The 13,238-nt window shown below is 70.7% G+C and carries 13 protein-coding genes; 7 read left to right on the forward strand and 6 right to left on the reverse strand.

Annotated elements, in window-relative coordinates; translation table 11 throughout:
• Positions 1–17 precede the first annotated feature (17 nt).
• From ABT025_RS15175 to ABT025_RS15195, 5 genes are all read right to left on the reverse strand, one after another.
• The gene (locus tag ABT025_RS15175; protein WP_350993975.1) at positions 18–1,589 is read right to left on the reverse strand and encodes a multicopper oxidase family protein; all 1,572 of its coding nucleotides are present in this window, start codon (positions 1,587–1,589) and stop codon (positions 18–20) included.
• A gap of 61 nt (positions 1,590–1,650) precedes the next feature.
• Positions 1,651–2,091, reverse strand: a complete 441-nt coding sequence (locus tag ABT025_RS15180; RefSeq protein ID WP_350993977.1) for a hypothetical protein — start codon at positions 2,089–2,091, stop codon at positions 1,651–1,653.
• A gap of 100 nt (positions 2,092–2,191) precedes the next feature.
• Positions 2,192–2,617 carry a CBS domain-containing protein gene (locus tag ABT025_RS15185; RefSeq protein ID WP_350993979.1) on the reverse strand — a complete coding sequence of 142 codons (426 nt, stop codon included), beginning with the start codon at positions 2,615–2,617 and terminating at the stop codon, positions 2,192–2,194.
• A 192-nt stretch (positions 2,618–2,809) separates the two neighbouring features.
• On the reverse strand, positions 2,810–3,520 hold the full coding sequence (locus tag ABT025_RS15190; protein ID WP_350993981.1) for a DUF305 domain-containing protein: 711 nt from the start codon (positions 3,518–3,520) through the stop codon (positions 2,810–2,812).
• A 2-nt stretch (positions 3,521–3,522) separates the two neighbouring features.
• Positions 3,523–4,200, reverse strand: a complete 678-nt coding sequence (locus ABT025_RS15195; RefSeq protein ID WP_350993983.1) for a thioredoxin-like domain-containing protein — start codon at positions 4,198–4,200, stop codon at positions 3,523–3,525.
• 243 nt (positions 4,201–4,443) lie between these two features.
• On the opposite strand from ABT025_RS15195, the gene glnA2 reads away from it, so the two are divergent.
• From glnA2 to ABT025_RS15225, 6 genes are all read left to right on the forward strand, one after another.
• Positions 4,444–5,805 carry a gamma-glutamylpolyamine synthetase GlnA2 gene (gene glnA2, locus ABT025_RS15200; RefSeq protein ID WP_136324925.1) on the forward strand — a complete coding sequence of 454 codons (1,362 nt, stop codon included), beginning with the start codon at positions 4,444–4,446 and terminating at the stop codon, positions 5,803–5,805.
• 252 nt (positions 5,806–6,057) lie between these two features.
• On the forward strand, positions 6,058–7,281 hold the full coding sequence (locus ABT025_RS15205) for an NADH:flavin oxidoreductase (protein ID WP_350993986.1): 1,224 nt from the start codon (positions 6,058–6,060) through the stop codon (positions 7,279–7,281).
• A gap of 162 nt (positions 7,282–7,443) precedes the next feature.
• Positions 7,444–7,968 (forward strand): hypothetical protein, encoded by a 525-nt coding sequence (locus tag ABT025_RS15210; protein WP_350993988.1) that lies wholly within the window; start codon positions 7,444–7,446, stop codon positions 7,966–7,968.
• A 48-nt stretch (positions 7,969–8,016) separates the two neighbouring features.
• On the forward strand, positions 8,017–9,237 hold the full coding sequence (locus ABT025_RS15215; RefSeq protein ID WP_350993990.1) for a saccharopine dehydrogenase family protein: 1,221 nt from the start codon (positions 8,017–8,019) through the stop codon (positions 9,235–9,237).
• Between the two features lie 122 nt (positions 9,238–9,359).
• A complete protein-coding gene (locus ABT025_RS15220) occupies positions 9,360–10,853 on the forward strand; it encodes an APC family permease (RefSeq protein ID WP_350993992.1) in 1,494 nt (497 codons plus the stop codon).
• 1 nt (position 10,854) lies between these two features.
• Complete coding sequence (locus tag ABT025_RS15225) at positions 10,855–11,271, forward strand: universal stress protein (protein WP_350993994.1); 417 nt, start codon at positions 10,855–10,857, stop codon at positions 11,269–11,271.
• 52 nt (positions 11,272–11,323) lie between these two features.
• Here ABT025_RS15225 and ABT025_RS15230 read toward each other — a convergent pair whose 3' ends face one another.
• Positions 11,324–11,914, reverse strand: coding sequence for an acyl-CoA-like ligand-binding transcription factor (locus ABT025_RS15230; RefSeq protein ID WP_350993996.1), 591 nt, complete (start codon positions 11,912–11,914; stop codon positions 11,324–11,326).
• Positions 11,915–12,122: 208 nt separating this feature from the next.
• Between ABT025_RS15230 and ABT025_RS15235 the strand changes: the two genes are divergently transcribed.
• Positions 12,123–12,950, forward strand: coding sequence for a putative protein N(5)-glutamine methyltransferase (locus ABT025_RS15235; protein ID WP_350993998.1), 828 nt, complete (start codon positions 12,123–12,125; stop codon positions 12,948–12,950).
• The last annotated feature ends 288 nt before the right edge of the window (positions 12,951–13,238 follow it).

Here is a 13,238-nt window from a genome sequence, read left to right on the forward strand (position 1 = left end):
GCCCGCCAGGGCGCCGGTCAGCGGCGGTAGCCGAGGACCGTCATCATGCCCGCCTCCGCGTGGTACAGGTTGTGGCAGTGGAGCATCCACAGGCCCGGGTTGTCCGCGTCGAAGTCAACGGTCAGGGTCTGCCGGGGGAGCACGATCGCGGTGTCCTTGCGGGCCCCGGACGCGCCGCCGGCCAGCGCGAAGGTGTGCCCGTGCAGATGGATGGGGTGCCACATCGCGGTCGCGTTCCGGAACTCCATCCGGACCCGCTCCCCGGCCCTCACAGGGTGCCGCTGGTCGGCGGTGTACGGCTTCCCGTCGAAGGCCCAGTCGTACGCCTCCATGGAACCCGTCAGCCGCATCCGCACGGTCCGGTCGGGCTTGCGGCCGGACAGCGCCACGGACGCGTCCGGGGCCAGCCGGCCGGCCGTCACCAGCTCGCCGTCCAGCTCCTTCGGCCGCACGGACGCGCCGGGCGCCGCGCCGCTCCCGGTCCGCAGCAGCGCCATCGCGGAGGCCTTCTTGCCCTCGGCCAGCGCGGTCAGCGGGAACACCCCGTCCCCGGCGGTGACCAGCACGTCGTACCGCTCGCCCATGCCGATCAGCAGGGCGTCCGCGGGGGTGTGCCGGACAGGGAAGCCGTCGGTGTGCGTCACCGTCATCCGGTGGCCGCCGAGCGCGACGCGGAAGGCGGTGTCGCCGCCCGCGTTGATGATCCGCAGCCGGATCCGGTCGCCGGGCCGTGCGGAGAAGGCGGACGGGTCCTCGGGCACACGGCCGTTGACCAGGTAGTACGGATAGCCGACGTCACCGGCGTCGCCGCCCAGCAGCTTGCTGGTGGCGCCCATGAGCATCCGCGAGGGCCCGCCGCCCTCTTCCGCCGCGGGCGTCCCCGGCATCGCGTGTCCGCTGTGGCCGCTGCCCCCGGTGAGTTCCTGGAGCACCGCGTCCGGGGTGGAGCCGTCCACTCCGTCGACCCAGTCGTCCAGGACGACGACCCACTCCTTGTCGTACGACAGGGGCTCCTTCGGGTCCTCCACGATCAGCGGTGCGTACAGCCCGCGGTCGAGCTGGACGCCCGAGTGGGGGTGGAGCCAGTACGTGCCGGGGTCGGGCACCGCGAACCGGTAGGTGAAGTCCGTACCCGCCCCGATGGCCCGCTGGGTCAGCCCGGGTACCCCGTCCATGTCGTTGCGCAGGGCGAGGCCGTGCCAGTGCAGCGAGGTGGCCTGCGGCAGGTGGTTGGCGAGGGTGAGGGCGAGCGTGTCGCCCGCGGTGACCCGGATCTCCTGCCCGGGGAGCCGGTCCCCGTAAGCCCATGAGCTGACGGTGTGCCCGCCGCCCAGGTCGAGCCGGGACGCGGTCGCGGTCAGGGCGGCCTTGCGCTCGGGGCCGGTGCCCCGCCGCTTCTCGGCCGCGGCGACCTCCGGGCCGTCGGGGGAGACGTAGCCGTCCGGGACCGCCGTGCCGGAGGGGGCCCCGTGGTTCATGGCGGAGTGGTCGGAGGCTCCGTCGCCGCCGGAACAGGCGGCGAGAACTCCCGTACCGGCAAGGGCGAGCGAGGCGCCGAGCACGGCGCGTCGGGTGTGCTGAGCGGGCATGACTGAGTGCACCTCAAGGATGTTGTCGGTGTGCTGGAGGACGGACGGGGGCGCGGGGCGCCTATATCCGGAGCACCGACAGTCCGGTGAGGACGGCATTGCGCGGCCGGGGCGGGGGAGGAGGGGGCCGGGGCGTCCTCGGCGACCGGGCCCGGCCCCGTCCCGGCCACCGGCCGGCGTACCGCCGTACCAACGACAGCACGATGAGCAGGGCGAGGCCCCAGGTGGCCGGCACGGCCAGGCAGACGGCCATCGGGTCCATGCCGTGCAGGGGTGAGGGGGATTCGTGCCGGACGGCCGCCGCGGGTCCGGGCGTCATGACGGATCCGGGTGGCGCCACGGCCGCGGCGGACCCGGCCGTCACATGCGGGGCGGCCCGTGTCATGAGTCCGGGGCCGCTGTGTTCCGACGGGTGCCCGACGGTGTGCATGGTGAAGATCCCGAAGAGCAGCGCGGCGAACAGCAGCAGCTGCCCGTATGTCGCACTCCTCGTTCCGGACATGCCGTCACACTACCCCCACCGGGTATATGAACGGCGATGGCCCGCCAGCCCGCGCGCCGCGGGAGGACGGGCCGTTCCGACCGCGCGGGCCGCGCACGGGTCAGCCGCTGGAGTAGACCTTCTCCGCCCAGCCGGCGATCTGGTCGTCGGAGAGGTGCTGGGCCAGATCGGCCTCGCTGATCATGCCGATCAGCTTCTTGTTCTCGATCACCGGCAGCCGGCGGATCCGGTGGTTCTGCATCTCCTCCAGCACCGCCTCGACACCGGCCTCCGCGTCGATCCACCGCGGCGTGCCCCGAGCGAGGTCACCGGCGGTCGTCCTGGACGGATCACGGCCCATGGCCACACAGCCGACCACGATGTCGCGGTCCGTGAGGATGCCGATCATCCGGTCCTGACCGCCGTTCTCGGAGATGGGCAGCGCGCCGACGTCGTGGTCGCGCATCATCTGGGCGGCTCGGTCGAGGGTCTCGTGCGCCGGGATCCAGGTGGCGCCGGTGTGCATGATGTCCTTGGCGGTGGTCATGAGGATTCCTCCTGCGTGCCGACGGGCACTTCCGTACGACCCCGAGCGAACCCATCGTCATGGGTCCGTTCGGAGTACGCGACCGCTATCACCCATTCGGGTGCATCTGCGGCGGAGGGGAACCTCGCGGGCGGGCAGGCCCGGACCGGCCCGGGGCGGGCGTCAGGCCCGCTGCGCTGTGGTGTGGTGCGGTCAGGGCCGGGGCGCGGCACCTCGTTCCGTCAGCATCCCTGCCATGGCTTCCAGCTCGGACTGCTGGCCCTCGACCATGCCCTGGGCCAGCCGCTTCTCCACCTTCACGGTGCACAGGTCCGCGCAGCCGCGGGCCATGTCGATTCCACCCTTGTGGTGGTCGGTCATCAGCTGGAGGTACAGGATCTCGGCCTGCCTGCCACTGGCCCTGCGGAGCTGTGCGAGCTCGGTGCGGGTCGCCATGCCGGGCATGAGGGACCCGTCGTGGGCCTCGTAACCGCCGCCCATGCCCGGCATCCCGGCCATGTCGTGGCCCGCGTGCTGTCCGGCGGCCATCCAGGCCATCGGCTCCTGCCCGGCGGCCGCCTTCGGCAGCTCCCACAGGTCCAGCCAGCCGAGCAGCATGCCTCGCTGGTTGGCCTGCGTGTTGGCGATGTCGTACGCGAAACGGCGCACGTCCTCGTCCCGGGTGCGGTCGCGCACGATGAAGGACATCTCAACGGCCTGCTGGTGGTGGACGGCCATGTCGCGGGCGAACCCGGCGTCCGCGGAACCGGATGCCGGGGCCTTCGCGGCGGGTGCGGCCGCGTGATGCCCGGACCCGTCGTCCCGCGCGGAGGCGACCGTCGCCGCCCCCGCGAACAGCAGCGCGAGCCCGACGGCGGAACCCGCCGCCCACCGGACGCGCCGGGTGCGATCGCGATCGGTCACCGTCACGGAGCCGCCAGTCCGCCGGTGCACGCCGCGCCCGGCTCGGGTGTCTGCGCGCCCTGCACGTACTTGGCGAAGAACTGCGCCACCCGGCGGTCATCGGCACCGTCCACCGTGACCTGCTTGCCCCAGGCGCTCAGCATGATGGCGCCGGCCTGGTCCTTGTACGGGCTCATCAGCGAGTACGGGGTCTTCCCGACCCGCTCGGCGAGCTTGTCCACGTCGGCGGCCGGGGCCTTGTCCGTGTACGTCACCCACACCGAACCGTGCTCCAGCGCGTGCACGGCGTTCATGTCGGGAATCGCCTTTTTGTATACGTCGCCGTCGCAGTTCATCCAGACGGGGCTGTGGTCCCCGCCGACCGGCGGCTTCATCGGGTACGAGACGGTCTTGGTGACGTGGTTGCGGGTCAGCTTCTTCGCGTCCCACGTCTTCTCGCCCTGGATCGGCCCTTCGGCCAGTTCCTTCTTCTCCGCCTCGGACTGCTCGGCGTTCTTGGCGTCCGCGGCCTTCTGGTCGGCCGAGGCCTCGGACTTGTCGAGCAGCGTGTAGGTGCCGAAGGTGACGAGACCAGCGACGACGACGGCGCTGAGGCTTATGACCAGCACGCGGGTGCGGCGGTCTCGCGCGCGGTCGGCCTTGCGCATCTGCTCTATGCGGGTCCTGCGGTCGAAGCTCATGTCGTAGGTCCTTCTGCGAAGGGGCGATGAGATGACGGGAACGGGTCCGGAACCGGTGCGCGCAGGGCAGTTGCGAGGCCGTCGCGCCCCATACACACCATGGCCGACGATCGTAGTGGGTGGCCGCGTGCTCCATCTCACGTCGGGTGCGTAATCTGGGTGAAATCCGGGGTCGTGATACTGGGCTTCCTCCCCTACCCCGGGCGGTGGTGCACGGACCGTCTGAACTGCAAGGATGTGGCTATGGACAAGCAGCAGGAATTCGTCCTCAGGACACTTGAGGAGCGCGACATCCGGTTCGTACGGCTGTGGTTCACCGACGTGCTCGGTTACCTCAAGTCGGTGGCCGTGGCCCCTGCCGAGCTGGAACAGGCGTTTGACGAGGGCATCGGCTTCGACGGCTCGGCCATCGAGGGCTTCGCCCGGGTGTACGAGTCGGACATGATCGCCAAGCCGGACCCGGGCACGTTCCAGATCCTGCCCTGGCGCGCGGAGGCCCCCGGCACGGCCCGGATGTTCTGCGACATCCTGATGCCCGACGGCTCGCCCTCCTTCGCCGACCCGCGCTACGTGCTCAAGCGCATCCTGGCCAAGACCTCGGACCTGGGCTTCACCTTCTACACCCACCCCGAGATCGAGTTCTTCCTGCTGAAGAACAAGCCGGTCGACGGCACCCGCCCCACCCCGGCGGACAGCTCCGGCTACTTCGACCACACCCCGCAGAACGTCGGCATGGACTTCCGCCGCCAGGCGATCACCATGCTCGAATCGATGGGCATCTCGGTCGAGTTCAGCCACCACGAGGGCGCCCCCGGCCAGCAGGAGATCGACCTGCGGTACGCGGACGCGCTGTCCACGGCCGACAACATCATGACGTTCCGCCTGGTCATGAAGCAGGTCGCGCTGGAGCAGGGCGTGCAGGCGACCTTCATGCCGAAGCCGTTCTCGGAGTACCCCGGCTCGGGCATGCACACCCACCTCTCCCTCTTCGAGGGCGACCGCAACGCGTTCTACGAGTCCGGCGCCGAGTACCAGCTCTCCAAGGTCGGCCGCTCCTTCATCGCCGGTCTGCTCAAGCACGCCGCGGAGATCTCCGCCGTGACCAACCAGTGGGTCAACTCCTACAAGCGCATCTGGGGCGGCTCCTCCCGCGCCGCGGGCGCCGGCGGCGAGGCCCCCTCGTACATCTGCTGGGGCCACAACAACCGCTCCGCGCTGATCCGCGTCCCGATGTACAAGCCCGGCAAGACCGGCTCGGCCCGCGTCGAGGTCCGCTCCATCGACTCCGGCGCCAACCCCTACCTGACGTACGCGGTGCTCCTCGCCGCGGGCCTCAAGGGCATCGAGGAGGGCTACGAACTCCCGGCCGGCGCCGACGACGACGTCTGGGCCCTGTCCGACGCGGAGCGCCGCGCGATGGGCATCGAGCCGCTGCCGCAGAACCTGGGCGAGGCGATCGCGCTGATGGAGAAGAGCGAACTGGTCGCCGAGACGCTCGGCGAGCACGTCTTCGACTTCTTCCTGCGCAACAAGAAGCAGGAGTGGGAGGAGTACCGCAGCGAGGTCACGGCCTTCGAGCTGAAGGCACTGCTGCCGGTGCTGTAATCGCAGGTCAGCGCCTTGCGGGTGCTTGTACGTGGCTTCGGGCCGACGGTTTCGTGCCGTCGGCCCGAAGCCGTATCGGGGGCCCGGTCCGCCCGCGTGCCGTCCGGCGCGCCCTCGACGGCGGGGCCGGGACGGCCCGCCCCGGTGCGGGCCCGAGGATCTGGATCGACCGGTACGGCGAAGCGGCATCCGGGTGTGCTCCCCGTCGCAAAACTACTGACTATTCGTCAGATCTCTGCGATGCTCCGCGCCATGGTGGATGGACCGGCAACGGAAGAACCGGCGGGAGAGGCGTCCCGCAGCGCCCCGGATGTGCTGGCGCCGGCCCGGCTCGGGCCGCTGAGGCTGCGTAACCGGGTCATCAAGGCCGCGACCTTCGAGGGCGCCACCCCCGACGCACTGGTCACCCAGGAGCTCATCGACTACCACCTGCGTCCCGCCGCCGGAGGGGTCGCCATGACCACCGTGGCCTACTGCGCCGTGGCGCCGGAGGGCCGTACCGAGCGCCGGCAGCTGTGGATGCGGCCCGAGGCGCTGCCGGGGCTGCGCAGGCTGACCGAGGCGGTGCACGACACCGGTGCCGCCGTCTCCGCCCAGCTGGGCCACGCGGGCCCGGTGGCCGACGGCCGGTCCAACGGTCTGGCCTCCCTCGCCCCGATGGCGGGATTCAACGCGCTGAGCATGCGCCGCAACAAGGCGGCCACCGCCGAGGACATCGACCGCGTCATCAAGGCCCACGCCGAGGCCGCCCTGCTGGCGGCCGAGGCCGGCTTCGACGCCGTGGAGATCCACCTCGGCCACAACTACCTGGCCAGCGCCTTCCTCAGCCCCCGGCTGAACCGCCGCACCGATGCCTTCGGCGGCTCGCTGCGCGCCCGCGCCGCCGTGGCGCTGGGTGTCACGCGTGCGGTACGCGACGCGTTGGGCGACCGGCTAGCCATCACCGCCAAACTGAACATGAAGGACGGTGCGCCGGGCGGGCTCACCGTGGACGACAGCCTCCAGGTTGCGCGCTGGCTGGAGGCGGACGGCAGCGTCGACGCACTCGAACTGACCGCGGGCAGTTCGCTGCTGAACCCGATGTACTTGTTCCGGGGCGGCGCCCCCGTGGCCGAGTTCGCGGCCAACTTCCCGCTCCCTCAGCGGCTTGCGATCCGGGCGGTGGGCCGCGGCGTGTTCCGTACGTATCCCTACCGACCCCTGTACCTGCTCGACTCGGCCCGGCGGTTCCGCGCCGAGCTGGAGCTGCCGTTGATCCTGCTCGGCGGTGTCACCGACCGGCAGGGCATGGACCGTGCCATGGCGGAGGGGTTCGAGTTCGTCGCGATGGCCCGCGCCCTGCTGCGCGAGCCCGACCTGCTGGACCGTATCGGCCGTGACGCCGCCACCCGCTCGCAGTGCATTCACTGCAACCGCTGCATGCCCACCATCTACACGGGGACCCACTGCCCGCTGATCGAGGAACAGCCCCGCTGATCCAAGGACGGGCGCGCTGGTCCGGGAACGGCCCCGCTGGTCCACGAGCGGGCCCGCTGAGCGGTTTCCGGGCGCGGGGGCGCGGAAGGCCGGGCCGGGGGCCGGCCCCCGGAAGGATGCGCCCCGGAGGCGTGGTGCGGCGAGTCGGCCGACGGTGGATCCATGACATCTGCTCCACCGCCGCGTCGCCGTCTCCGTACGGAGTGGATCGCCGCCGCAGTCGCCGTGCTGGCGCTGGTCGTGTCCGTCCTGAGCCTGATGCAGTCGCGTGACGCGAGCGAGAAGGCCCAGCGGCAGGCGGAACGTGAGCAGGCGGTCAAGGTCAGCTTCATCCGGCAGTCCAACGCCGACGGTACGGAGACCCTGAGCATCGCCAACCACGGGCACCTCCCCATCCACGACATCACGCTGACCTTTCCCCAGGGTGACTACATGGATGTGGGATCCATGGACGGGTGCACCGTCTGGTGGGTCACACCCCTGAGTCAGGTGACCACCGCCGGCGAGACGGTCAGTCTCGACGAGCCGAGCCGGCTCTACTTCACCGATGTCGCGAACCCGTCCAAGAGCTGGCTGATCGAGGACAAGGGGCCCAAGGAGCCCGATTCCCGGCAGAATCGGGAGCGGAACGTCAAGCCCACGTTCCTCGCCGGGATGCAGACCTCGCAGATCCAGCACTGCGGCTGAGGTGCCCCCCCGGAAGATCGCCCGAACAGCTGAAGGAGTGGTGTTTCCATGCGTGTCCTCTTGGTCGGAGCGGGAGGCGTCGGCACGGCGATCACGAGGATCGCGGCCCGCCGGCCTTTCTTCGAGCACATGACCGTCGCCGACTACGACCTCGGACGGGCGGAGAGCGCCGTCGCGGCCCTGAGGGAGAAGGGGGACCGGTTCGGCGCCGCCCGGCTGGACGCCTCGGACCGGGCAGCGGTGCGGCAAGCGCTCGGTGAGCACCGCTGCGACGTCCTGCTCAACGCCACGGACCCTCGTTTCGTGCTGCCGCTCTTCGAGTCCGCCCTCGCCCACGGCGCCCACTACCTCGACATGGCCATGTCCTTGTCCCGGCCGCACCCGACCCGTCCGTACGAGGAGTGCGGGGTCAAGCTCGGGGACGAGCAGTTCGAACGGGCCGCGGAGTGGGAGGCCGCAGGGCGACTCGCTCTCGTGGGCATGGGCGTGGAGCCCGGCCTGTCCGATGTGTTCGCCCGGTACGCCTCCGACGAGCTCTTCGACGAGATCGAGGAGATCGGGATCCGTGACGGAGCGAATCTGACGGTGGACGGCTATGACTTCGCGCCGTCGTTCAGCATCTGGACGACCATCGAGGAGTGTCTGAACCCGCCGGTCGTGTACGAGCAGGAGCGGGGCTGGTACACCACGGCCCCCTTCAGCGAGCCGGAGGTCTTCGACTTCCCCGAAGGCATCGGGCCCGTGGAGTGCGTCAACGTGGAGCACGAGGAGGTGCTGCTCGTCCCGCGGTGGCTGAAGGCCCGGAAGGTCACCTTCAAGTACGGGCTCGGCGACGAGTTCATCGGGGTGCTCCGCACCCTCCACATGCTCGGGCTCGACCGGACCGAACCCGTATCCGTGAAGAGCGGCTCGGGGCAGGCCGCGGTATCGCCCCGTGACGTCGTCGCCGCCTGCCTGCCCGACCCCGCCGGGCTCGGTGAGCGGATGCACGGCAAGACGTGCGCGGGAACCTGGGTGAAGGGCGTCAAGGACGGCCGGCCCCGGGAGGTCTACCTCTACCACGTCGTCGACAACCAGTGGTCGATGCGGGAGTACGGCTCCCAGGCGGTCGTCTGGCAGACCGCGATCAATCCCGTGGCCGCGCTCGAACTCCTCGCGGGCGGCGCGTGGGGCGGCAGCGGGGTGCTGGGGCCCGAGGCCCTGCCTCCGCGTCCGTTCCTCGATCTGCTGACCGAGTACGGCGCACCGTGGGGCATGCGCGAGCAGTGACCCGTGGTGCGTACATCCGCTGGACCGTGTGCGCGGCGGATGTGCGCACCCGGAACCGCCTCCATAGCATGAGAAACGGCCCATTCCGCTTCCTTCCGGGGCCCGTGACGTAGCGAGGGCACATGGCGAAGGACCTTGCCGGACCAGCGCGGCCGGCGACTCTGAAGGCCAACGCGATCGGCTTCGTCGACGCGCTCGTCATCGGGCTGAACGCCACCTCACCTGCCTACTCCGTGGCGGCCGTCATCGGGCCGATCGTCGCGCTCGTCGGCATCTACGCACCCGGAGTGCTCTTCGCCTCCTTCGTGCCGATGCTCTTCATCGCGTCGGCCTTCTACTACCTGAACAAGGTCGACCAGGACTGCGGGACGACGTTCTCCTGGGTGACCCGCGCGATGGGGCCGTGGACCGGGTGGCTGGGGGGATGGGCCATCACGATGACCGGTGTGCTCGTCGTGGGTTCCCTGGCCGACGTCGCCGTCAGTTTCGGCCTGCTGGCCGTCGGACTCGACAGCTGGGCCGACAACACCTTCGTGCGCCAACTGCTCACCGTGATCCTGATCCTGGTGATGACCGGCCTGTGCGTCATCGGTACCGAGCTGTCGGCCAAGGTGCAGAACGTGCTGATCCTGGCGCAGGTGGCCTTCCTCATCGTCTTCGTGATCGTCGCGCTGTACCGCGTCTACGCGGGCACGACGTCGTTCGACTCCATCCGTCCCTCGGCCGCGTGGCTCAACCCCTTCGGGGCGGGCGGCGCGGCCCTCACCAGCGGCCTGCTGCTGGGGGTGTTCATCTACTGGGGCTGGGAATCCGCGGTCAACCTCACCGAGGAGGTCGAGGACTCCGCGACCGCTCCCGGCAAGGCGGGTGTGTGGTCGACGATCATCCTGCTGGTGACGTACCTGTCCGTCGGCTTCGCGGTCGTCGCGTTCGCCGGAACGGCGTACCTGGCCGAGAACGCCGACGAGGAGGAGTTCATCTTCGCCCTGCTCGCCCGCGAGGTCATGGGCGGCTGGGACTGGGTCGTGCTGCTCGCCGTCGCGACGTCCGCCCTCGCCTCGACCCAGACCACCATCATTCCCGCCTCCCGCACCGCGCTGTCGATGGCCCGCCGGCATGCGCTGCCGGCGCACTTCGCCCGCATCAACCCGCGGTTCAGGACACCTGACGTGAGCACCTGGTGGGTGGCCGCCATCGCCATCGCCTGGTATCTCGTCGTCAACCAGATCAGCGAGAACGCCCTGTTCGACTCACTGACGGCGCTGTCCCTGCTGATCGCCTTCTACTACGCGCTGACCGGGGTGGCCTGCGCGGTCTACTACCGGCACCATCTGACCGAGAGCGTACGGAGCTTCCTGCTCATCGGCCTCGGTCCGCTGATCGGAGCAGGTCTGCTGACCTGGCTGCTCGTGCGGTCCGTCATCGACATGTCGGACCCGGCGAACTCCTACAGCGGCACCTCGTGGTTCGGTCTCGGTCCGCCGCTCGTCATCGGTATCTGCATCAGCCTGATCGGTGTGGTGCTCATGGTGGTGTGGCGGTTCCGGTCGTCCCTGTTCTGGGACGAGCGCCGCGGTGTGGTCGATCCCGAACTCGTGCACGGCAAGGAGCGCTGACATGTCCGTGGTCCTCGGCTACGACGAGTCACCCGGTGCCGCACGCGCCCTGCGCATCGCCATCGAGGTGGCCACCGCATACGACGAGCCGCTGGTCCTGGTCTACGGGGCGGCGCCGCCCGGCCCCACGGGCGAGGAGTACCGGGCGCACTACGAGGCTGTCCGCCAGGCCGGCCGTTCGGGCCTTGAGCACGCGCTCGCCGCGGCCGAAGAGGCGGGCGTGCCCGCCACCGTCGAGGTGATCGACCGGAGTCCGGCGCAGGCCCTGATCGAGGCCGCCGCACGGCACGAGGCCCGGGTCATCGTGGTGGGCAGCTGGGGCGAGAGCCCGATCCGCGGGGCACTGCTCGGCTCCACCCCGCACAAGCTCCTCCACCTGTCGACCGTGCCGGTGCTCTGCGTACCGACCGAGGTGTGAGCCCGGCGGACGGCGCCGCCCCGGCGGTTGCCCGGTCGCCCCGGTCGCCGGCTCAGCCGAAGCTGCGTCCCATCTCGTCCAGGATCTCGTCCATCACATCGATGGGCTCCCGGGCCAGGTCCTCCTCGATCCACATGCGCATCGCGATCCGCAGCGAGGAGAGGAACGCCGTGGCGAGGACCAGGGGGCGGACCGGCCCGGTCGAGTGGGCGGGCCGGCCGGCCACGGCCTCGGCCAAGTCCCGTTCCAGCGCCGCGTGGTTGGCGAGCTGACGGGCCAGGAGGGAGGGATGGTTCATGGCCAGGCGGGTGCGGACGGCCCATTCGCGTTCCGGAGGTGCGACGCGCTCGGCGAACCGTGCCACGGCCGCCCGCAGAGCCGTCCAGGCGTCCTCCTCGGCGGGGCGCTCGCGCACGGCCCTGACGAGCTCCCCGATCTGCTGCTCCTCGCCGTGGAGAAGGGCGTCCTCCTTGCCGGTGAAGTAGTTGGAGAACGTTCTGCGGGAGATGCCGGCCGCATCCGCCACGGCCTCCACCGTGAGCTGGTCGAAGCCGTGCTCGACGGTCAGCCGCAACGCAGCTTCGTGCACGGCCTGCCGGGTGGCTTCCTTCTTGCGTTCCCGTAGTCCCACAGAGCGCTCCATGGGCGTCATTATCCGTGGCCGCGGTGGGGACCGGATCGGAGCCGGGCTGCGGTAGTGTTTCGCATCCCCGCACGGGGACGTACCGAAGGAGGTGGGACCCATCACCGCTGCATCAGGCTGGGTGCTCGCCTCACATGATCGCGTGGTCGACCGGACGTAACCGGCCGCGGAGCACCCATCGGCGTTTTCCCGAAAGGCTCTCCGCTCCATGCCGGTCCCGCTGTCACCCCTCGCTCTTTCCTCTCTCGTCACCACCCTTCGCTCCGCCGGCTGCGTGTTCGCCGAGGACGAAGCGGATCTGATCGCCGCCACCGCGCCCGGTCCCGCCGAACTCGCCGCCATGGTGGAACGGCGCGTCACCGGTCACCCCCTGGAACACGTCCTCGGCTGGGCCGAGTTCAGCGGTCTGCGCATCGCGGTGGATCCCGGGGTCTTCGTCCCCCGCCGCCGCACCGAGTTCCTGATCCGCCAGGCCGCGGAACTGGCCCCGAACCCGGCCGTCGTGGTCGACCTCTGCTGCGGTTCGGGCGCGCTCGGTGCCGCACTCGCCGCCGTGCTGGACGACGTCGAGCTGCACGCCGCCGACGTCGAACCCGCCGCGGTGCGCTGCGCCCGGCGCAACGTCGGCGGCCTGGGCCGCGTCTACGAGGGCGACCTCTTCGAACCCCTGCCCGGCTCCCTGCGCGGGCGCGTCGACGTGCTCCTCGCCAATGTGCCGTACGTACCGACGGACGATGTCGCCCTGCTGCCCGCCGAGGCGCGTGTCCACGAACCGCTCGTCGCCCTCGACGGAGGCGGCGACGGCCTCGACGTGATGCGACGGGTGGCCGCCGAGGCACCGCAGTGGCTCGCCCCGGGCGGCAGCCTGCTGGTCGAGACCAGCGAACGGCAGGCGGCACGGGCCGAGGAGGCCGTGGGCAGCGCCGGGCTCGTCCCGCGTGTGGTCACCTCCGACGAGTGGTACGCCACCGTCGTCATCGGGACGCGCCCCTTTCCGGGGTGCGGGGTTCCGTCCTCAATCGCCGGACGGGCTTGATTTTGTGCGGGTGCTCCGCGTTGCGGGGTGCGCCCCTGCCCGGTGGGTGGGGGCGGGGGCCCTCCGGGGAGACTCCTCAGAAATGGCGTGTGCACCCGACGACGAACAGGTACCCGGGTCGTCGCCATTTTCTGCGGGGACTCCCCTGCACGCCCCCACCCGCTCTCGCCTGCGTCTGCACACCGGCGAGACGACTGCCGCAGACGCAAGGCGGCCGGGTCCGGGGCCGTGCAGGGGAGTCCCCGCAGGACGACGAACATCGACCCGGGTCCGCTGCGTACCGGCGGA

This window comes from Streptomyces sp. NPDC002809, assembly GCF_040295435.1.
In the GTDB taxonomy this organism is placed as follows: domain Bacteria; phylum Actinomycetota; class Actinomycetes; order Streptomycetales; family Streptomycetaceae; genus Streptomyces.